17 protein-coding genes and 1 tRNA gene are annotated in these 19,614 nt (G+C 69.9%); 9 read left to right on the top strand and 9 right to left on the bottom strand.

The features are described from left to right. Nucleotides 1-48 precede the first annotated feature (48 nt). Nucleotides 49-717 carry a hypothetical protein gene (locus tag AF335_RS05620; protein ID WP_228773358.1) on the top strand — a complete coding sequence of 223 codons (669 nt, stop codon included), beginning with the start codon at nucleotides 49-51 and terminating at the stop codon, nucleotides 715-717. A gap of 161 nt (nucleotides 718-878) precedes the next feature. On the opposite strand, the gene AF335_RS05615 is transcribed toward AF335_RS05620, so the two are convergent. Continuing rightward, nucleotides 879-2,900, bottom strand: a complete 2,022-nt coding sequence (locus AF335_RS05615) for a hypothetical protein (protein ID WP_146045440.1) — start codon at nucleotides 2,898-2,900, stop codon at nucleotides 879-881. A 459-nt stretch (nucleotides 2,901-3,359) separates the two neighbouring features. Here AF335_RS05615 and AF335_RS05610 point away from each other — a divergent pair, with 459 nt between their 5' ends. The 4 genes from AF335_RS05610 to AF335_RS05595 all read left to right on the top strand — a co-directional run bounded on the left by AF335_RS05610 (nucleotide 3,360) and on the right by AF335_RS05595 (nucleotide 7,218). Beyond that, a complete protein-coding gene (locus AF335_RS05610; RefSeq protein ID WP_102917852.1) occupies nucleotides 3,360-3,722 on the top strand; it encodes a hypothetical protein in 363 nt (120 codons plus the stop codon). Between the two features lie 619 nt (nucleotides 3,723-4,341). Beyond that, entirely contained in the window at nucleotides 4,342-4,614 is a 273-nt protein-coding gene (locus AF335_RS05605) for a hypothetical protein (protein ID WP_102917169.1), read from the top strand. Nucleotides 4,615-4,794: 180 nt separating this feature from the next. After that, nucleotides 4,795-6,519 (top strand): IS1182 family transposase, encoded by a 1,725-nt coding sequence (locus AF335_RS05600; RefSeq protein WP_425329111.1) that lies wholly within the window; start codon nucleotides 4,795-4,797, stop codon nucleotides 6,517-6,519. Nucleotides 6,520-6,534: 15 nt separating this feature from the next. Further along, nucleotides 6,535-7,218: a tyrosine-type recombinase/integrase gene (locus AF335_RS05595; RefSeq protein ID WP_102917168.1), complete on the top strand. Its 684-nt coding sequence runs from the start codon at nucleotides 6,535-6,537 to the stop codon at nucleotides 7,216-7,218. 60 nt (nucleotides 7,219-7,278) lie between these two features. Here the strand turns inward: AF335_RS05595 and AF335_RS05590 are convergent. Continuing rightward, nucleotides 7,279-7,352 (bottom strand) — tRNA-Pro (locus tag AF335_RS05590). Between the two features lie 245 nt (nucleotides 7,353-7,597). Here AF335_RS05590 and AF335_RS05585 point away from each other — a divergent pair. Then, complete coding sequence (locus AF335_RS05585) at nucleotides 7,598-10,858, top strand: amidohydrolase family protein (RefSeq protein ID WP_102917167.1); 3,261 nt, start codon at nucleotides 7,598-7,600, stop codon at nucleotides 10,856-10,858. Nucleotides 10,859-10,924: 66 nt separating this feature from the next. Here AF335_RS05585 and AF335_RS05580 read toward each other — a convergent pair whose 3' ends face one another. From AF335_RS05580 to AF335_RS05570, 3 genes are all read right to left on the bottom strand, one after another. Further along, nucleotides 10,925-11,878 (bottom strand): chitosanase, encoded by a 954-nt coding sequence (locus tag AF335_RS05580; protein ID WP_228773342.1) that lies wholly within the window; start codon nucleotides 11,876-11,878, stop codon nucleotides 10,925-10,927. Between the two features lie 223 nt (nucleotides 11,879-12,101). Next, the gene (locus tag AF335_RS05575) at nucleotides 12,102-13,292 is read right to left on the bottom strand and encodes an MBL fold metallo-hydrolase (RefSeq protein WP_102917166.1); all 1,191 of its coding nucleotides are present in this window, start codon (nucleotides 13,290-13,292) and stop codon (nucleotides 12,102-12,104) included. A 255-nt stretch (nucleotides 13,293-13,547) separates the two neighbouring features. Further along, entirely contained in the window at nucleotides 13,548-14,219 is a 672-nt protein-coding gene (locus tag AF335_RS05570) for an alpha-ketoglutarate-dependent dioxygenase AlkB family protein (protein WP_102917165.1), read from the bottom strand. Nucleotides 14,220-14,385: 166 nt separating this feature from the next. Here AF335_RS05570 and AF335_RS05565 point away from each other — a divergent pair, with 166 nt between their 5' ends. Continuing rightward, the gene (locus tag AF335_RS05565; RefSeq protein WP_102917164.1) at nucleotides 14,386-14,949 is read left to right on the top strand and encodes a carboxymuconolactone decarboxylase family protein; all 564 of its coding nucleotides are present in this window, start codon (nucleotides 14,386-14,388) and stop codon (nucleotides 14,947-14,949) included. A 178-nt stretch (nucleotides 14,950-15,127) separates the two neighbouring features. On the opposite strand, the gene AF335_RS05560 is transcribed toward AF335_RS05565, so the two are convergent. The 3 genes from AF335_RS05560 to AF335_RS05550 are packed head-to-tail and all read right to left on the bottom strand — an operon-like array spanning nucleotide 15,128 to nucleotide 17,100. Next, on the bottom strand, nucleotides 15,128-15,976 hold the full coding sequence (locus AF335_RS05560) for an SAM-dependent methyltransferase (RefSeq protein WP_102917163.1): 849 nt from the start codon (nucleotides 15,974-15,976) through the stop codon (nucleotides 15,128-15,130). Next, nucleotides 15,973-16,230 (bottom strand): DUF397 domain-containing protein, encoded by a 258-nt coding sequence (locus tag AF335_RS05555; RefSeq protein ID WP_102917162.1) that lies wholly within the window; start codon nucleotides 16,228-16,230, stop codon nucleotides 15,973-15,975. Before AF335_RS05555 ends, AF335_RS05560 begins: the two co-directional genes overlap by 4 nt. Nucleotides 16,231-16,233: 3 nt before the next feature. Continuing rightward, nucleotides 16,234-17,100: a helix-turn-helix domain-containing protein gene (locus tag AF335_RS05550; RefSeq protein WP_102917161.1), complete on the bottom strand. Its 867-nt coding sequence runs from the start codon at nucleotides 17,098-17,100 to the stop codon at nucleotides 16,234-16,236. A 146-nt stretch (nucleotides 17,101-17,246) separates the two neighbouring features. Here AF335_RS05550 and AF335_RS05545 point away from each other — a divergent pair, with 146 nt between their 5' ends. Beyond that, nucleotides 17,247-17,705 (top strand): ATP-binding protein, encoded by a 459-nt coding sequence (locus AF335_RS05545; protein WP_234365914.1) that lies wholly within the window; start codon nucleotides 17,247-17,249, stop codon nucleotides 17,703-17,705. Between the two features lie 45 nt (nucleotides 17,706-17,750). Here the strand turns inward: AF335_RS05545 and AF335_RS05540 are convergent, their stop codons facing one another. After that, nucleotides 17,751-18,542 carry an SGNH/GDSL hydrolase family protein gene (locus AF335_RS05540; protein WP_087925311.1) on the bottom strand — a complete coding sequence of 264 codons (792 nt, stop codon included), beginning with the start codon at nucleotides 18,540-18,542 and terminating at the stop codon, nucleotides 17,751-17,753. A 212-nt stretch (nucleotides 18,543-18,754) separates the two neighbouring features. Between AF335_RS05540 and AF335_RS05535 the strand changes: the two genes are divergently transcribed. Then, nucleotides 18,755-19,558, top strand: a complete 804-nt coding sequence (locus tag AF335_RS05535) for a tyrosine-protein phosphatase (protein ID WP_102917160.1) — start codon at nucleotides 18,755-18,757, stop codon at nucleotides 19,556-19,558. Nucleotides 19,559-19,614: the final 56 nt, after the last annotated feature.

Raw genomic sequence — 19,614 nt, 5'->3', positions numbered from 1 at the left:
ATCGACTACGCAACCGTAATACCGCACCTACGTGAGAGCCTGTAGTCCTTGAGCGTCAGCCCTGAGATGGGCAACCTCGCTAATGCAGCCGCTGTCGGCATCACCCAACTGGTCTGGCGTAACGGGCCAATCGAAGACGCCCACGCGGGTGCGCGTGGAAGACGCAACGGTCTCCATGACGGTGTGATGTTCGCGCGGAACACATGGATCTACCACCAAGCCCTTCAAGCCCTGGCCAGCGATAACCGCTACGCACTGCTCAGGTTCGGGAAAACCATCCTTGACCGCACTCTCGTCTGGCCTGGTACGTCAGGCACGCTGACACAGTTCGGGTACGGCGCTCTGGGCGAGATCAAGAAGCACGCAAAGAAACGAATCGACTACCTGATGCATCTACAGAAGACATTCTGTCACGAGGAGTTTCTTCTGCTCGCGTCAGCACAAGCCATCAGCGCCTCAGACCATTTTGGTATGCCTGCATGGGAGCCACGGGTTCGAGCTGCCATGGTGCGGCTTCGCGGCGAGGACACTGATTTCATCCAGTACCTCAAGGAGGTTCACAACGAGGATTTCTGCCTCTACCTGGACAACGCCCCGCCCACAGTCCGGCAAAATCTGCAGCTTGTTGAGCAGGCTCTTCTGAACGCCCCCTACGACCTGGGCGCTGAAGCGCTGGATTGGTTCGCGTGGAACCCGATTCTCGAACGCTTGCCTTAAGACTCGTCGCAGCGCTCCGTCGTTGGGAGTGTCCTCTGACTAGCTGACGCCCGCGGGCGGCGCCAGTTCTAAGCCTCCCGTCGCAGTCCTGGTCACCAATAGCGCCGATCACAACAGGACAGGACATCCCGGTTTCATCGTTCAATAGCCAGCTAATTCAATCACCGAGGGTGAGGACGGTGATACTGCACCACGTCGGGTGGCTGCGGAGCACACATTTGTTCCAGCTGTGCGCGGGTGAAGACTGTGCCATTGGGCCAGCTGGTAGACACCAGCTCCTGCAGGGCTGGCGGGGAGTTGTTCCAGCTGTAGTCACTCTCGTCTCTGGATTCCATGTCCGACATAGGGTCTCGCAGCATCCGCTGGATAAGCACCATAAGTTGTCCTGGTCCACCACCTGTGTACCCCCATGTGGCGACTTGACCGGCGCCCGGCTGGGGCGCGATGTGGAGGAGTCCGTCTTTCGTGCGGATCCACACGGTGCTGTCGAGGATGAGTTCAGTAAGAGGACTGGTGGTCTCGAGGCGACGCGGAGCGTAGGTGCGGATATCCCTCTGCCGGCCCCTGGTCACGGGGATGCCAGCAACCGGGTCGGTGAAGATGCAGTCCGTTGCTGGATCCTCGGTGAGGAGCGACGTGGCAACTGTGGGTTCTGCTGGAACCAGTCGCTCCAGCCACTCTGTAACAGCGAAACCGTGGTTACTGGCAAGGTTGATCGTATAGCCAAGCGGGAAGTCTTCCCCGCTGTTCCACTGGCGTGCGGCCTGGCAGCAGGCAAGAGCGTCATCGTCAGAACGAGCGAGGATACGAGTCCACGCTTCGCGAGCGGCCGAGGCCTCAGGTTCTTTAGGTTGTTCCGGCTGGCGGCGGTCGAGGGTGACAGGGACGGTAATGCGCTCCGTGCTGTACTCCTCCCGGTACTCGTCCAACTCCCAGGCTGCACCGTCGTTGTCGTACTTCTGAAGCCGCCAGATCAACGAGGTGAGTACGGCGCGCACCAGTGATCCTTCCGGCTCGGCTTCCGTCACCCGGGTTAGGGCCTCCAGGTCGAAGGTGGGGACTGCCTGGTAGGCAGCTGATGGGCCATCCGGACGCCAGCGCATCATGTGCTCGGGACGGCGCAGTTCCATTGGCCACCATGGCGCGTCGTGACCGAGCAGCTCATAGAGGTGAGCTGTGTCAGTCTTGTACGTATCCTCTGGGTAGTCGGCGTCAACTGCGGTGACAATGAACTTGTCACCGCCTGTCCGTGCGAGCGAGTTGCGGAGCACGGCCGTCACTTTCGGGTTGAGTTTGTCAGCGAGGTCTCGCGCGGTACTGACGATGTGCCCGATCGGGCCGCCACTCCAGTCGAGAGGGTAGATGACACACAGTCGCCCCCACGCAGTGTCCCAGGCGCCGACGAAATATTCCGTTTCCCACGAGGTGATGAGGTGGCCGCCTTCGTAGCGGGCCGAATGTTGGAAGGGCTGGCATTCTCGGAGCAGGATGGGGACGTATGGTATCGGGGCAACAGACTTGTGCCCGACCATGAGCTTGAGTTGGCGTAGCCGGAGGCTGAAACGGCTGGGCGTTGCCCGACGCCTCTTTCGGGTCCAGGCGGGGTGGCGGAGTCGGCTCGTGCGCTTGCGGATCTTGCGGACGATCAGGTAGCGACGGTAGGCGTCCGCGCTGTTGTCGGTAGCCCGCTCAATCTCCTCAGTGAGCGTGTAGGCATCGAATCGGCCCGCTGTCACCTCTGAGCGTTGGGCCTCCACGAGGAGCTGACGAGCCTCTTCCGCGACGATCCACCGGTGGAGGGCCACGGCTTCTCTGACCTTCAAAACCTTCATGCGGCTCTCGAGCCGTCTACGTCCACTCGCCGGCCTTGCCCGCTGCACCGGTAGCGAGGCCGCAACTGCTGTGGCCCGTTGCCGGGGCAGGGCCTCTTCGGTCCCTGAGTGGGCTAGATAGTAGGGATGGTTGAGAAGCGGATGGTGTGAGGCGAGGTGCGCGAGAATTTCCGCGTGCTCAGCTTCATCCAGATCACCTACAGGTACCTCGCGAAGAAGGTTGATCACGGGCACCTGACCAGCGGCAGCGAGCGCGTTGATCCACATACGCATGCCCGGGTTGGTCGGATTATTGATGTGCTGAGCCAAGCGTAATTGCAGGTGGTTCGTTGTCTGGCCGACATAGCGCACCGTCCCATCCCGTGGGTCAGTGAGGGCGTAGAGCGAGCCGGTCTGAGGCTGCTCGCTCCGTCTTGGGTCGGGCGCAGGGCTCTTAGGCTTGGTCAACGGTTCACCCCATGGGGGAGTTCGGATGTTGAGTTCAGTCCTACACCTACCCTCCCTTGGCGTCCTCGACATCAGACTGATCCACAGGACCGCCATCTGTTCCACGGGCATCAGCAGCATCATGACGAAGACCGTTGCCAAGAGGTGCCCTCTATCTGATCACCCCATCTCGCTGCCAGCACAACTCAGTGCCGGGCATCCTGCAACGCTTACTCGTACCAGGGCATAGCCCGGAAACCGGCCCGACGCCATGGCGGTGAGGGGAAACCCGCTGGCTGCGGGGGTTGGAAATAGCCTACGGCGGTGCGACTGACGGCATACAAGCTGACGGGGAAGACGAGTACGAGCGTGACCGGCGACACCATGACCTCGTGGCGGCCGACCGGACCGAAGGAGCTGGCGCTGGTCAGCGCGTCGGGCTGGCGGGCCTGGCCGCCGCGCCTGCCCGAGCAGCCGATCTTCTACCCGGTGCTCAACGAGGACTACGCAACCCGCATCGCCCGCGACTGGAGCGTGCCGGCATCCGGCGTCGGCTACGTCACCCGCTTCGAGGTCAACGCCACATTCGCCGCCCGCTACCCAGTCCAACAGGCCGACGGACGCACCATCCTCGAACTGTGGGTGCCCACAGAGGAACTGCACGAGTTCAACCGGCACATCGTCGGCCTCATCGAGGTAGTCCACGAGTTCCGGCAGCAGTCAGCAGACGCGGAGGCAAGCCGGTGACGGTCTTCCACTGTGTGCCGAATTCACCACCACCCGGCTCCGCTACCTCCGCGCCCACCACGGTCCGCCGTCACCACCGTCCCAACGCCCCCAGCGTCACCCACCAGCGCCGTCGACAGCCAGCGCCCTAGCCCCACCGCCATGCGCTCCCTCCTTGCGCACCACCCGATGACACGCATCGCCTCTCGGAGTTCTGTCTGCCATCACCACCCAAGGTTCGTCCCCTGGCTCCGGCACATCGCCCGGCCGGGGACACTACGCCGATCGACGGGCATAGCGGTTACACGATGTCCACTGGAGCGGTGTTGACCGCCCGGCAACGTAGTGGGCCATTTACACCCGTAGCCCCTGGGCGAGCCACGCGCAAAGGACATGAATCCGACGTGCCGTCATCATGACCCCAGGCGCGAAAGTGGCAGCTTACGCTGGAAATTGCACATGCCCCTGACCCATGCATGGCGCTGACTGGCCGAGCCGGACAGATTCCGCACAATCCCCGGTTCAGGGTTGGCGCGTGCCTTGGTCAAAGCACTAGCGTCCAGCCATGGCGAAGACCCCGGCTTGAGGTTTGGTCGCCCGCCGGGGCCTTGCTGCCGAACTACAGATCAAGGAGTCTCTCGTGTTACTTGAGCTGCAGTTTGTCAGGCAGTGGTTATGCCGACTGCCATGGCGAATCGAACGTAGCACGCTGCCTGTGCCTGCCTTTCGCGCAGAACACGTCAGTTCCCTCGATGTCACGCTGGGCGCCGATACCCTGCTGTCACTCACCGTCACGTTGGCTGTGCTGAGCGGCCATGTGAAGATAACGACAGCGGCGGCCGTGATGGTCGGGACAGCATCCATCACGGCGGCCCGCTCGTACGTCAGGTACCAGCACGTCCAAGTCCGTTGAACTCGGTGGTGTGCCGGGCAGTTCCGAGAGTCTGGCAGACCACGCAGCGCAATCAGGCCCCCGTGGACTGCTGCTCAATTTCGATGCCGGAACGGCCCGATGAGCCCGGCTCTCCGGCAGAATCTGTATCTCTCACTGAGTGACTCTGTCGGGGATCTTGAGAATCCTCGGCGGATGGGCGTGATCAACGGGCATGCTCGACTCGGTTTCGAAGGTGAACGACTGTCGTTGAGGTGCCTGGTGTCCGTCCGTCCCCGCTCCGGTGTGCAGATTCCCGCCCTGACCGCGCAGGTTGCCCGAACGAGCAATCCCCGCGGGACGACGGCGATGTGGGTACGCGACCGGCTGGACGGACTATGGCAGGACGAGGACTTCGAAGCCTGGTACCCGCGCGACGGACGCCCCGGGTTATCGCCCGCCCAGCTCGCCACCGTCTGCGTCCTGCAGTTCCTGCTGAACCTGTCGGACCGGCAGGCGGCGGAGGCGGTGCGCTGCCGCCTCGACTTCAAATACGCCCTCGCGCTGGAACTGGACGATCCTGGCTTCCACCACAGTGTGCTGGGCGACTTCCGCGACCGCCTCGCGAAGGACGACCGCGCCGACCGACTGCTCGACCTCGCACTGGAGCGGCTCAAGGCGGCCGGCCTGGTCAAAGCGAGGGGCCGGCAGCGCACCGACTCCACCCACATCCTTGCCGCCGCCCGTGAGCTGACCCGGCTGGAGCTGGTGCTCGAAGCGGTCCGTGCTGCCGTGGAAGAACTCGCCCGCACCGCCCCCGGCCTCCTGGACGGGCTGGTGACCGCTGAGTGGGGCGAACGCTACGGGCGTCAAGTCCGCATGTGCAGCCAGCCCAGCCACCCCGTCACCCGCCTCACCCAGGCCGGCACCGACGCGGCCGACCTGCTCACCCGCTTCCAGCGGCACCGGCCTGGTCACCGCCCGGGCCCGCAGCTCGAGGCCCTGCGCCAGATCATGGTGCAGCAGTTCACCGTCGATGCCCGGGGTCGGCTGCGGCCGCGCCATGAGAAGGACGGCCTGGTTCCGGCGAGGGTGCGGATCGAGTCGCCTTACGACCTGGAGGCGCGCTGGGTCCGCCGTGGGCACACCCGGTGGACCGGCTACCTCGCGCATGTGACCGAGACCTGCGATGACGGCAGCGTCAATGTGATCACGGATGTGGCCACTGTGGTCTCAGCCGCAGACAGCCAGGCACTGCCCGCCATCCACGCCCGCCTCAAGCGGCGCCGTCTGCTGCCCGCCCAGCACCTCGTCGACGGCGGCTACACCTCGGTCACCGGGTTTGACGCGGCCACCCGCACCCACAAGATCGCTCTCGTCGGGCCGCTGCCCGCGAACAGCTCCCAGCAGCGTGCGAGGGACGCCGGCTTCGCCCGGGAGAACTTCATCATCGACTTCGACCGCCGCGAGGTCACCTGCCCCAACGGCAAGGTCAGCGGCAACTGGAACGAGCCTCCGGCCATGGCCCCCTTCACGGTGGTGCGGTTCGACAAGCGGCAGTGCGGTCCGTGTCCCGAGAAGTCTTCGTGCACCAGCGGCGCCGCCCGGACCGTGAACTTCCTGCCCCGGCACCTGCACGAACTCCAGGCCCGCAACCGCGCTGACCAGCAGGACCACCAGTGGAAGCGGCTCTACGCCTCCCGCTCCGGCGTCGAGGGGACGGTGCACGAACTCGCCACCAGCCACCGAGCCCGCCGCTGCCGCTACCACGGCACCGCCAAGACACACGTCCAGCACGTCCTGACCGCGATCGCCATCAACATCGAGCGCCTCAGCGAACAAGAACCCGAGAACTCCGCCTACCGCCCACGCCCGCCCACAGCCTTCCAGCAGTACCTCGACGCCCGCGAGCTACCCCGACCCCTGTGGTGGCGCCAAGGCAAATGACCTTCGAACCTCAAGATCCCCGACAGAGTCACTCACTGGGACGCACTCGACACACTCGCCACCGCCCTCGTCGAACGTTCGCACGACCAGTTCCTGGGCTGGGGCGACATCGTCCGGTACGCCGCATGCACCGCAGCCCGTATCGGCGAGGTCTCCGGCGTCCGCGCCGGGGACATCGACCGGCGCACCTGGACCTGGGAGTGCTGCCGCCAGACCACCCCCGGACCGGGCGGGCTGATCGACAAGGGCACCAAGGGCAAGCGACGCCGCTCAGTCCCCCTCATCCCCGAAATCCGGCCCATGGTCAGCGCCCGCCTCGACGCAGTGGGGCACAACCCCATGGCACGGCTCTTCACCGGGCCACGCGGCGGCCGGATCACCACGGCCATCCTGCGGGACGCCACCCACTGGGACGAGGTCGTCGTCCGCCTCGGCTACGAACACCTGCGCCGCCACGATCTCCGGCACACCGGGCTGACATGGATGGCAGACGCCGGCATCCCCGTCCACGTCCTCCGCGAGATCGCCGGACACGGCGCGATCACCACCACGCAGCGGTACCTCCACCCCGACCGCCGGTCGATCCACCTGGCCGGCGCAGCCCTCAGCCGCTACCTCACCGAAGGCCGCCAAGAGCCCGTTGGTCCCAAACTGGTCCCAGAGACCGCGCCTGTGCGGCACCTGCGGCTCGTCCGGTGATCAGACGCAAGAAGCCTCTGACCTGCGGTTTCCCGCCAATCAGAGGCTTCTTTCATACCGTCGGGACGGCGGGATTTGAACCCACGACCCCTTGACCCCCAGTCAAGTGCGCTACCAAACTGCGCCACGTCCCGGTGCTTGTCCGGCTCCGGATCTCTCCCTCGCCGACCGCGCATGAGAACAATACCGCACTTCACGGGGTGGCCGCGCACGGTTTGCGCCGGGTGGATCTTGGGGGTGGGGGGCGGGGCTCCCGGAGGGGCGGAGGGTGGGCGGGGAGGCCCGGCGCGGTGTTGACCCGTGGGGCTCGGCGCATGCGACCATCGAGCATTCCGTTTCAGCTCCGGTCCCAGGCAACTCCCCCTCAGCAGGAGGACAGTTGGACACGTCCGGCAACGATCTCGCCCCCTCCACGGACCCCGCCCCAGCCCCCTCGCCCACCCTCTTCCCGCCCGTCTCGCGGCGTGGCTTCCTCCAGGCGGCGGCCGGGACCGCCACCGCCGCCGGGGTGGCGGCGGCCCTTCCCCCGGGGGTGGCCGACGCCGCGACGCCGGGTGCGTCGGGCCCCGTCCTCTCCTTCACCGCCGCGACCAACGGCTCCGCCAGCCTCGCGCCCGCCGGGGACCGGGTCGTCGCCGAGGTGCAGAACGTCCTGTGGTCCTTCCCCCGGGCCGGCGGCGACGCCGTGGCGATCACACCCGCCGATCTCGAACCGACCCGGCCCGTCCACTCCCCCGACGGCAGACTGCTCGCCGTCTGCGCCTTCCGGGGCGGCGGCTTCCATATCTGGACGCTGCGCCCCGACGGGACCGGACTGCGGCAGCTCACCGACGGCCCCTGGGACGACCGCGGGCCCTCCTGGTCGCCGGACGGCTCGCGGGTCGCGTTCGCCTCCGAGCGGGGCGGCGATCCGGTGGCCGGGAGCCCGTACCGCGTGTGGGTGGTGGACGTACGCACCGGGGGTCTCACCCGGATCAGCGGGGTGACCGGGCAGGACGGCCCGCTCCAGGACGGGGCCTGGGAGGACTTCGATCCCACGTGGTCGCCGGACGGAAAGCGGCTGGTCTTCGTCCGGGCCAAGGCCGCCGGGGCGGCACTGGAGGCGCGTACGGTCGTGTCCGCGCCCGCCGACGGGCGGGGTCCCGTCCGGGTGGAGCACACCGAGGCCGCCGCCGCTCAGGTGATGACCCCCGCGCTCTCGCCGGCCGGCCGGCTGGCCTACCTCAGGACCACCGCCTCCCCCGCCGCCACCTGCGTGCTCGTCGTCGACGGCACGGCCGTGAAGATCGACGGGGACGTCGCGCCCGTACCGCCGCGCTGGATCTCGCGGGACGAGCTGCTCCTCACCCTCGGCGGACGGTTCGCGGTGGCCCGGGTCGGCGACGGCAAGGGCGCTCCCGCGGTCTCCTTCCTGCCGTTCTCCGCCCGGCTCCCCCTGCACCGGCCCCGCTATCGCGCCAAGCGCTACGACCTGGAGGCCGGCGGCGCCCACACCGCCCGCGCCCTCCACCTCCCGGCCCTGTCGCCCGACGCCCGCCGGGTCGCCTTCGCGGCGCTGAACGCGCTCTGGGTCGCCGACGTCGCGGGCGGGCGGCCCCGCCGGGTGGTGGCCGCCGAGCCCACCCGCTATCTGCTCGGCCCCACCTGGACCCGCGACGGGCGGTCCCTCGTCTACGCGGGCGACCGGGACGGGCTGCTCGCCGCGCGCCGCCGCGACCTGGCCTCCGGAGAGGAGACCGTGCTGGCGGACGGGGGCCGGGTCTATCCCGCGCTCTCCCCGGACGAGCGGTTCCTCGCGAGCGTCGACATGGCCGGCAATGTGGTCGTCCGTGACCTCGGCAAGGGCTCCGACCGGGTCCTCGCGGCCCCCCTCGGCGCCGGCGGGCTGCCCGGCAGACCCAGCTGGTCGCCCGACGGGCGCTTCCTCGCCTTCTGCGACCGCAACCGCCTCAACCAGCGGTTCCGTGAGGGCTACAACCTCATCCGGATCGTCGACACCCGCGACGGCACCGCCCGCCTGCACGCCCTCGCCCCGCACACCTCCCTCTCCGACCGCTACGACTCCGGGCCCGTCTGGTCGCCCGGCGGTCGCCATCTGGCGGTGATCTCCGAGTCCGCGCTGTGGCTGCTGCCCGTCCGGGCCGACGGCACCCCCGAGGGCGCGCCCCACCGGCTGACGGACGAGGCCGCCGACCACCCGTCCTGGTCCGCCGACGGGCGCCGCCTCCTCTATCTCTCCGCCGGCCGGCTGCGGATCATGGAGATCGAGGACGGCAGGGCCGGTGCGGTCCGTACGGTCCCCGTCACCCTCGACTACCGGCGTCCCGCCCCCGCCGACGTCGTCGTCCACGCCGGGAGGTTCTGGGACGGCACCGGCGACACCGTGCGCGACGACGTCGACGTCACGGTGCGCGGCGGCCGGATCGACGCCGTCGGGCCGCACCGGGCGCGCCGGGCGTCCGCCCGCCGGATCGACGCCTCGGACCGCACCGTGATCCCCGGCCTCTGGGACGCGCACACCCACCCGTACCAGAACATCTACGGCGGCCGGCAGACCGCGCTGCAGCTGGCCTACGGGATCACCACCGCCGTCTCGCTGGGCGGCTTCGCCTACGAGCAGGCACGCATCCGCGAGGCCGTCAACGCGGGCGCGCTGGCCGGGCCCCGGATGCTGGCCTCGGGCGAGCTGCTGGACGGCGGGCGCGTCGCGTACAGCATGGGGCGCGCGCACCGCACCCGGGAGGGGCTGCGCCGGTCGCTGGACCGGGCCGCCGCGCTGGACTGGGACTTCGTCAAGACGTACGTGCGGGCCCCGGGCTGGGTGATGGAGGAGGCGGCCCGGTTCGCGCACGAGCGGCTCGGGGTGCGCTCGGGCGGCCACCTCTGCTCGCCGGGCGTCCAGCTCGGCCAGGATCTGACGACCCATCTCCAGGCGACCCAGCGGCTGGAGTTCGGGCACGCCACGACGGCCTCGGGCCGCGCCTACCAGGATCTGGTGGAGATCTACACGAGCAGGGGCGTGGACTTCCATCTGATCGCGACGCTCTTCAGCTCCGTGCCGCTGCTCGGCGACGCGCCCGCGCTGGCCGAGGACCCCCGGGTGACGACGCTGATGCCGCCCTGGGACGTCGCGGTCGTCCGGCGGACGGCGGCGGCCCGGCCCAGCCGCGACCAGCTGGACACGCTGGAGCGGGAGGTCGACGTCTACCGGCGGGTACTGGCCGGTGGCGGAATCGTCGCCCTCGGCACGGACGCCCCACTGGTACCGGTGGGGCTCTCGCTGCACCTGGGGCTGCGGGCCCTGCACCGCTACGGGCTGTCGGCGGCGCAGGCGCTGCGGACGGCGACCGTGCTGCCCGCGCGGGCGTTCGGCGCCGAGCGGGACCTGGGCACGCTGGAGACCGGCAAGCTGGCCGATATGACGGTGGTGGACGGCGACCCGTTCACCGACTTCGCCCGGCTGGTGCGGACGGAGTCGGTGCTGCGCGGGGGCGTGCCGTTCCGCCAGGCGGATCTCGTCGGCTCGTACCCCGCCGCCCCCCGGGCGGCCGGGCCCGTGGCGCGCGCGTTCGAGGAGTGGCTGGAGGTCGGGCGGCAGCTGCGCCGGGACTCCTGCTGCGACATGGAACCGCCGCACTGAGCGGGCGGCCGTGGCGGCGCTTCCGGCGCCGCCCCGGCCCGCCCCGCCCGCGGCTCCTCCCGCCCGCTACTCCTTGATCTCGTACGAGTCGCCGTAGACCTTCCACTTCAGCGGCGGCTGGAGCTCGAAGTTGCCGTTGTTCAGGAACACGCGCTGCGCGGTGTCGACGCGGCTGGTGTCGCTGTGGGCCGCCTCGTTCTGCATGGCCTTCTTCCGCGCGTCGAGGAAGGCGCCGAGGTAGGTCTTCTCGTCGCCGCCCTGGGCCGGCGGCTTGGCCTTGGCCAGGGCGGCCTTGCGGATGCCGCCGAAGCTGTCCTTGCCGCTGCCCGGGCCGTGCATGACGATCGCGTCGTAGTAGGCGAACTGGCCGAGCGCGCGCAGGCCGTCGGCCTTGGCCTGCGCGACCGACGGGCCGAAGTAGACGCGGTCGCGCTCGGCCTCCTGGGCGTCCTGGAACGCCTTGTCCTGGGCGGCCTTGTGCCAGGCTTCCTCGAAGGGCTTGCCCAGGCCGGAGTGGGAGTCGCTGCCGTTGACCTTGCGCAGCGCGGGCAGGTACTTCGCGAGCGGGTTGCCGGGCTTGTCCTTGGTGTACCGCTCGACGAGGTCGAGCATGTCGCCGGTGCCGGAACAGAAGCCGATGATGCCGGCGGTGTAGCCGCGGCCGTCGCCGATGTCCTCGATGTAGGTGAACTGGGCGCGCCAGTCGAGCGAGGAGTTCTCGGCGCTCGACACCAGCCGCATGGCGATGTCCTTCTTGTGCGGGTCGTCCAGGCCGGTCGCGGCCAGCGCCTGTATCCGCTCGGTGAGCGGTGCGGCGGTGACGTGATGGGCGGTGGCGGTGACGGCCGCCGCCTGCCCCACCCCGGTGAGGGCGAGGGCGGGGAGCGCGACGGCCAGGCCGACGAGGGCGAGGCGGGACGCCTTTCTCGGGGTCCGGCCGGCGGACGGGGCCTGGTGCGCGGCCTCGTCCGGGATGCGGTTCGGGGTGTGTGCGGTGGTCGTCGCGGTGCGCGTGGGCATGCGGATCTCCGTTCCCGGGGCGCCGGGGCCTCGGGACCCCGGCTGTTAGGAAGCTTTCCTAACCGACGAACGGCATTGAAGCGGCCCTACCGCTTCCGCCACAAGAGGCTTGTACACCCCCATAGGCCCCGCACCTCACTCCTTAGGGGATCACATAGGAAATCGCACCACTTTGCCCGCGCGGGGAACGCCGAGGCCGCCTCGGCGATCGCCAACTCCCCCGCTACGCCCGGACGGTGGCTCCGGTACGGCCCGGCTCGTCCGCCGGCAGCGCCCGCACCGGGCACTCCGCCGCCGGGGCCGCGGGCCGCGCCGCGACCGCCCGCCACCACGGGTCCGCCGGCAGTCCCACGGCCGGCTCGAAGGGCTGTCCCGGCCGGGGCGTCACGGCCCGCGCGCCCACGCGCCCGGCCGCGGCGACGGTGCCCTCGGCCGGCTCCTCCCAGGGGTGCGGGGCGAGGTTGAAGGTGCCCCAGTGGATCGGCAGCATGACACCGCGGCCGGGGTCGCCCTGAAGGTCCAGGTGGGCGCGTACGCCCTCCTCGGGCGTCATATGGATGTCGGGCCAGAACTCGCTGTACGCGCCGATCTGCACCATCGTGGCGTCGAACGGGCCGTACCGGTCGCCGATGTCCGCGAAGCCGGGGAAGTATCCCGTGTCACCGCTGTGGAAGACACGGTGCTCGGGGCCCGCGACCACCCAGGAGGCCCAGAGGGTGTGCTGGGTGTTGCGCAGCCCCCGGCCGCAGAAGTGGCGGGCGGGGGTCGCGGTGAAGGTGAGCCCGGCGACCTCGGTGGACTCATGCCAGTCGAGCTCGGTGATCCGGTCCTCGGACACCCCCCAGTGTTCGAGGTGGGCGCCGACGCCCAGGGGGACGACGAAGTGCGCGGCGGTGTGCCAGGCCAGGGCCCGGACCGTCGGCATGTCCAGGTGGTCGTAGTGGTCGTGGGAGATCACGACGGCGTCCACGTGCCCGGCCTCGGACAGCGGCACCGGCACCGGGTGCAGGCGGCGCGGGCCCGCGAAGGCGAAGGGCGAGCAGCGCTCGGACCACACCGGGTCGAACAGCACCCGGTGCCCGTCGATCTCCGTGAGCACGGTGGAGTGGCCCATCCACGTCAGGCGCAGCCCGGTGGCGGCGGGGGTCGCGAGATCGGCGACGGTCGTGGGATGGACCGGCACGTCGCCCGCGGGGGCGCGGCGGGCGCGCTCCTCTCTGCGGAAGTAGGTGGGCAGGAACTTCAGCATGGAGCCGGAGGGGGTGTGCTCGGCCGCCACCGGGTTGGTGAAGACGCCGTCGGCGTAGTGCGGCGACCGCCGGATGCGCGCCATCCGCTCCCCCGACGGGTCGGCCCCGAACGCGGCCGGTCGCAGCGCGTCGAGCGGTGAGCTTTTCGGGCGGGAGCCGGTCACGGCACCTCCAGGAAGCAGCGTCGGGTGAGAGTCACCGTCATTATCTGCTCCCGTTCGAACGGCGGGCGGATGGCCCCCCGCCGTCGGGCGGACCGCGTCCGGGGGAACACCCGGTGCGCCGTCCGGGCCCACCCCCGTGATCGGGCCCGGTCGACGACCGGTGTTCACCACCTGAGATCCCACTGTGCAGGGTCCGAGGGCCTTATGCACGTGAATTTTCACGTGCACGTGGCTTGTTTTCGGCCGTATTCGGGGTCAGTCGAGTCCGCTCACCCGGAGGGTGATGTTCAGCCGGCCGGTGAGCCCCAGGCCGGGCGGCGCGGTGTCCGGGTGGGTACGGGGGACGCCGTGGTAGGCGAGCCGGGCCGGGCCGCCGAAGACGAAGAGGTCGCCGCTGCGCAGCTCGACGTCGGTCCACGGGCGCTCCCGGCCGCGCGTGGTGCCGAACCGGAAGACACAGCCGTCGCCGAGGCTGAGGGAGACGATGGGCGCGTCGGAGCGCTCGTCACGGTCCTGGTGCATGCCCATCCGCGCCCCGGGCCCGTAGAAGTTGATCGCGGCCGTGTCGTACGGGGCGGCCGGCGCCGGGCCGAACGGCGCCGCGTCCGCGGCCGCCTCCCGGGCCGCCCGCACCGCGTCCTGGGCCAGTCGGTCCAGCCAGGCCGGAAAGGGCTTGACCGGCGCGCCGTCGCCGTCGGCCACGGTGCGGGAGTAGCCGTAGGGGAACCAGTGCCAGCCCAGGCCGACCGTCCGGACCGACATGCTCCCGCCGCTGGGCATCCGCACGGTCCGCAGCCCGGCGGGCGGCATCGCCCACGTCCGGCAGGCGTCGAGCAGCCGGGCCTGGGCGGCGAGGTCCAGCCAGCCGGGCACGTGCACGGCTCCCGGGGCGACCTCCGCGGGAGGCCGGGGGAAGAGCTCGTCCATGCGGCCAGCGTAGATCGGCCGGAGCGGGGCCGGTTCCGGTCTGTGACCACGGTCTCACCGCCGGCCCCCGCCGGGATGTCACGGATCGGTGGGGCCGCCGCGTCGTAACGGCGGCGGCGCGCGAGCGCCGCCCGATCACCCGAGAAGCACGACGGAGGCACCGGCCATGGCCCGCATCCCGCTCGAACCGGCCCGCACCACCCCGCTGATCCGCGCGGTGAAGTGGTACTGCCGGCGTGTCTACGGAAGGACCCTCGACCCGGTGACGGCCTTCGCCCACAACCGCCGGGTGCTGATCGCCTCGTCCCGCCTGGAGATGTCGGTCGCCCGTTGGAAGGAACTCGACCCGGGCCTGAAGGCCCTGGCCGTGATGGCCTCGGCGGCGTCCGTCGGCTGCTCGTGGTGCATGGACTTCGGCTACTGGGAGCACCAGCGGCACGGGGTCCCGGCCGAGAAGCTGCGCGAGGTGCCGCGGTGGCGCTCCAGCGACGTCTACACACCGCTGGAGCGGGACGTCATGGAGTACGCGGAGGCGATGACGGTGACGCCGCCGGTGGTGTCGGACGAGCTGGCGGAGCGGTTGCGGGGGGTTCTGGGGGATGCGGGGGTGGTGGAGCTGACGGCGGTGGTGGGGGTGGAGAATTCTCGGTCTCGGGTGAATGCGGCGTTGGGGCTGACGAGTCAGGGGTTCAAGGAGACGTGTGACGTTCCGCTGGGGGGTGGGGCCTGAGGCCGGGCGGGGGTGCGGTGCCTTTTCCCCTACCCGCCCCTTCCCGAATTGTCCTCAAGCGCCGGACGGGCTGAAATTCAGCCCGTCCGGCGCTTGAGGACACCGGGTCCGGGGCGGAGCCCCGGTTCGGGAAGGGGCGGGTAGGGGACAAAGCCCCGCGCAGCGGCACCCGCCCCCACTACCCCTTCCGCCCCACCCCGCCATAAAAGATCGTGTTGCTGAGCTCCTCAGGACCCGGCACCGCCCCGTCCGGCCGCCACAACGGCACCCGCACCAACCCCGGCTCCTCCAGCGCGAAGTCCCCGAACAGCGGCTCCACCTCCGCCCGTCCCCGGAGGTTCAGCGCCGCCGTCGCGTTCTTGTACGCGCCCAGGACGCTGTCGCGGGCCTTGACGTCGGTGTAGCCGTCCGCGTAGCCCTCGTACGGCTCGGCCGTCGCGTGGGAGAGGATCAGGCGGCTGCCCGCGGGGAGGGCGTCGGCGAGGGTCGCGACGATTCCCGCGGGGTCCTCCTCGTCCTTGACGAAGTGCAGGACGGCGACGAGCAGCACGGCCACGGGCTCGCTGAAGTCGATCAGCTCACGGATCACGGGATGGGCCAGGATCGCGCCGGGGTCGCGCACGTCGCCGAGGACGAACGCGGCGCGGCCCGCGTTCGTCAGCTTGGCGCCCGCGTGGGTGGCGACGATCGGGTCGTTGTCCACATAGGCGACGCGGACGTCGGAGCCGGTCTCCCGGGCCACCTCGTGGGTGTTCGGGGAGGTGGGTATGCCCGTGCCGATGTCGATGATCTGGCGGACGCCGTCCCGCACCACGTCCCGCACGGCGCGCGTCATGAAGGCGCGGTTGGCGCGGGCGGACAGCCGCACCTGCGGGTGCACCTGGATGACGTGCTCGGCGGCCTGCCGGTCGACCTCGTAGTTGTCCCAGCCGCCGAGGTAGTAGTCGTACATCCGGGCCGGGTGCGGCCTGCTGGTGTCGATCTCCTCGGCCGCGAAGCCCTGCTCGCTCACGCCGTGCCCTTTCATTCGCAGCTCACACTCGTTCCCGCGAGAAGGAAGTCGGCCTCGCCGGCCTTCGCTCCTCTGATGAAGCTTTCGATTTCGTGGTACGTGTAGATCAGCGCGGGGCCGTCCGGATCGGTGGACTGCCGGAGCGCGACCCGGCCGTCCCGCAGCCGCATGGCCTCGACGCAGCTTCCGCCGTTGCCGCCGCTCCACGGCTTGCTCCACCCCTCGGTGCCGAGGTCGGTGGCGGGCATGCCGTTGTATATGCGATCCATGGATCAGATCTCCTTACGAATGCCACCCAGGAAGACCTCGGTGGTGTGTGCCGGCGCGGCCTGCGCGCACATCCGGTCCAGCGCCTCCAGAAAGGCCGAGACATCGTCACGCTGGTCGAAGTACGAGGCTCCGACGAGGTTTTCGGCGTACGCGATGTCCGGCAGCTCCGGGAGCGGGAAACGGAAGATATGGAACGGTCCGTACATCGCCGGGTGCGGCCCGGCGGCGAACGGCATGATCTGGAGCCGTACGTTCGGCATGGCGGTGGCGGCCGCGAGGTGCGCGATCTGCTCCCTCATGACACCGGGCCCGCCGATGGGCCGGCGCAGCACGGTCTCGTCCATCACCACCCACAGCAGCGGTGCGCCGTCCCTGGTGAGCAACGTCTGGCGCTGCCGGCGGACGGTGACCGCGCGGTCGATGTCGGCGTCCGAGGCGTGCGGCATCCCGGCCCGGAGGACGGCGCGGGCGTACGCCTCCGTCTGCAGCAGTCCGGGGACGTAGTGCGGCTCGTAGGCGCGGATCAGGTTGGCCTCGCCCTCGAGGGAGACGAAGGCGCTGAACCACTCGGGCAGGACGTCCCGGAAGCGGTGCCACCAGCCCGGCCGGTTGGCCTCCCGGGCGAGGGTGAGGAAGCCGTCGAGCTCCTCCGCGTCGGTCACGCCGTAGACGCGCAGGAGCTTCTCCACGTAGGGGAGCTTCAGGCCGACCTCGGCCTTCTCCATCCTGCGGACCGTGGCGTGAGTGACGTCGAGGGCGCGGCCCGCCTGTTCGAAGGAGAGACCGGCCCGTTCCCTGAGGTCCTGGAGCCGTTTGCCCAGGACTACCCTCAGGACGGTCGGGGCGCCTGTCGGCCGCGCGTCCGCCACTGTTCATCCCCTCCAACTTTTGTCATATGCCCCCCGTGCAAAGCAGTCTGCCACGCACCCCCTGGAGCGGACAGACTGCTCTGACGATTCTGCAATTTACAGATTGAACCTTGCCACACATGACTCACATCGCACATAGTTGCGGAGTGGTCCCCTCCCATGACGCACCTTCGCTCGGACGCTACGGCAGTTCCATAGCCGCGCGTCTCCAGGACGCCTTCCACTTCCCGGCTCTCAACACCTCGGTGGCGGAGGCGCGCAGACGAGTTCTCGCGCGGCTGCGGGAGTGGGGCATCGACGAAGTGGCGTGCGACGACGCCCAATTGGTGGTGTCGGAACTCTTCACCAACGCGGTGCGGCACACGGACAGCGACAAGGTCAGCTGTCAACTGCGCCTGAGCGGCGCGCATCTGCGGATAGAGGTGGCCGATCAGGGGCACACCTCGACGGAGCCCCGGGCGCGGTGCAGCGGGGCGGACGAGGAGAGCGGGCGCGGACTGCTGCTGGTGGGCGCCCTGTCGAAGGCATGGGGGGTCCGGCCCGACGACGACGGCCGCGGCCGTGTCGTCTGGGCCGATCTGCCGCACGGGCGGCTCCCCCTCTGACACCCGGGCCGGAGCCCGGTGCGTTTCCCCCCTTTCGTACGTGGACTACAGCGGCAGGAGATCCGGCCGCTTGGGCTCCACGTGATCACCCGAGGACTCGCCGCGCAGCCGGCGGCCGATCCACGGCACCAGGTGCTCCCGCGCCCAGTGGATGTTGTCCCGGCGCACCTCGGCGGGCGACCGCAGCCCCTCGTCCGGCCACGCCTGGTCCGGGTCGGCCGGCACCTGGAGACCGAGCACCTGGGCGGCGCGCAGCGCGACGCGGGTGTGCCCGTCGGGCGAGAGGTGCAGCCGGTCGTCGCTCCAGGCCCGCCGGTCCTGCACCGAGCGCAGCGACCACAGGTCGAGCACCGGGCAGTCGTGCCGGTCGGCGATGGCGCGGACATGGGCCGTGTACGTCGCGATCTTGCCGCGCAGATGGCGCAGCACCGGGACGCCGCGGGTGTCGAAGCCGGTGCACAGCAGCACCGTGCCGACGGAGGAGGCCAGGTCGACGACGGCCGCCTCGTAGCGCTCGGCCACGTCGTCGGGGTCGCTGCCGGGGCGCAGGATGTCGTTGCCGCCGGCACAGAAGGTCACGAGGTCCGGCCCGAGCTCCTTGGCCCGGGGCACCTGCTCCTCGACGATCTGGTCGAGGAGCCGGCCGCGGACGGCGAGGTTGGCGTACCGGAAGGTGTGCTCGTCCTGCTGATCGGAGAGGAGTACGGCCAGTCGGTCGGCCCAGCCGATGAAGGTGTCGTCCGGACCTGGGTCGCCGACGCCTTCGGTGAAGCTGTCCCCGACGGCTGCGTACGACCCGATCGCGCTCTTGCTGAATGAATTCGAATCGTCTGCCACGTCAGCACATCTTTCCTCTTGGGGAGTGACCTACGCCACCGTAACCAGGGGTTGACGTGCCGTGATGTATCCCACCCCAACAAAGTCACCCCAAGCGGAATACGTCAACACCGCTGTCGCGGGGCCTCGATTCCGCGTACAACCGGTGGCGTAGAGTCGTTCAGCCGCCTGGTCGACGAGCAGCGTCGACAGCCGAGACCTGGGGAGCGCCCGTGACGCAGACGCCACATGTCCCGTCCACCGAACCCGAGCTCACGGGGGTGCGCAACTTCCGTGATCTGGGCGGCTTGCCGGCCGCCGACGGACGGCGCGTACGGCCCGGCGTCCTCTTCCGCAGCGGCCACCTCGCCCACGCGACCGAGTCGGACACCCGCTTCCTCGGCTCGCTGGGGCTGCACACGGTCTTCGACTTCCGCAACGCCGCCGACATCGAGCTCGACGGCGTGGACGTCGAGCTCACCGGGGTACGTCAGGTGAACATCCCGCTCAACGACCCGGCCGACGGCGCCGAGTTCTGGCGGATGGTCCGCGCCCGCGACCTCACCCGGCTGCGGGACGCGCTCTCCGGGACCCGGGGCGTGGACCGGATGACGGAGACGTACCGCGAGATCATCACCACCCGCACCGCCGAGCAGGGCCGGGTGCTGCACACCCTCGCCGAGGACGCGGTGCCCGCGCTGATGCACTGTGCGGCGGGCAAGGACCGGGCCGGGCTGTCGATCGCCGTCACCCTGCTGGCGCTCGGGGCCACGCGCGAGACCGTCGAGGCCGACTACCTCAAGTCGAACGCCCCGCACCGCCGCCACCGGATGCACCTCGCCGAGGGCGCCGGGGCGGCGGAGCTGGAGGTCGCCGAGCTGCTCTCACCGATGTTCGAGGCCCGTGCGGAGTACCTCGCGGTGGCGTTCGCCACGATCGATGAGATCTGGGGCACGACGGAGCGGTACCTCACCAAGGGGCTCGGCTTCGACGGCGCGGACCGGGAGCGGCTGCGCGACCGGCTGCTGACGGACTGAGCCCACCGGGCTCCGGTGGCCGGACGGACTCGCCGCCCGGCCGCTCAGCGGTTGGC

Source organism: Streptomyces eurocidicus, from assembly GCF_002891295.1.
GTDB lineage: Bacteria > Actinomycetota > Actinomycetes > Streptomycetales > Streptomycetaceae > Streptomyces > Streptomyces eurocidicus.
This window is presented reverse-complemented; position numbering and strand designations above follow the sequence as displayed.

Bases quoted from the DNA above. Each gene is read 5' to 3' on its own strand.
- AF335_RS05555 (WP_102917162.1), bottom strand. From the start codon at position 16,230: ATGGATCGCATATACAACGGCATGCCCGCCACCGACCTCGGCACCGAG.
- AF335_RS05610 (WP_102917852.1), top strand. From the start codon at position 3,360: ATGACCTCGTGGCGGCCGACCGGACCGAAGGAGCTGGCGCTGGTCAGC.
- AF335_RS05570 (WP_102917165.1), bottom strand. From the start codon at position 14,219: ATGGACGAGCTCTTCCCCCGGCCTCCCGCGGAGGTCGCCCCGGGAGCC.
- AF335_RS05565 (WP_102917164.1), top strand. From the start codon at position 14,386: ATGGCCCGCATCCCGCTCGAACCGGCCCGCACCACCCCGCTGATCCGC.
- AF335_RS05560 (WP_102917163.1), bottom strand. From the start codon at position 15,976: ATGAAAGGGCACGGCGTGAGCGAGCAGGGCTTCGCGGCCGAGGAGATC.
- AF335_RS05580 (WP_228773342.1), bottom strand. From the start codon at position 11,878: ATGCCCACGCGCACCGCGACGACCACCGCACACACCCCGAACCGCATC.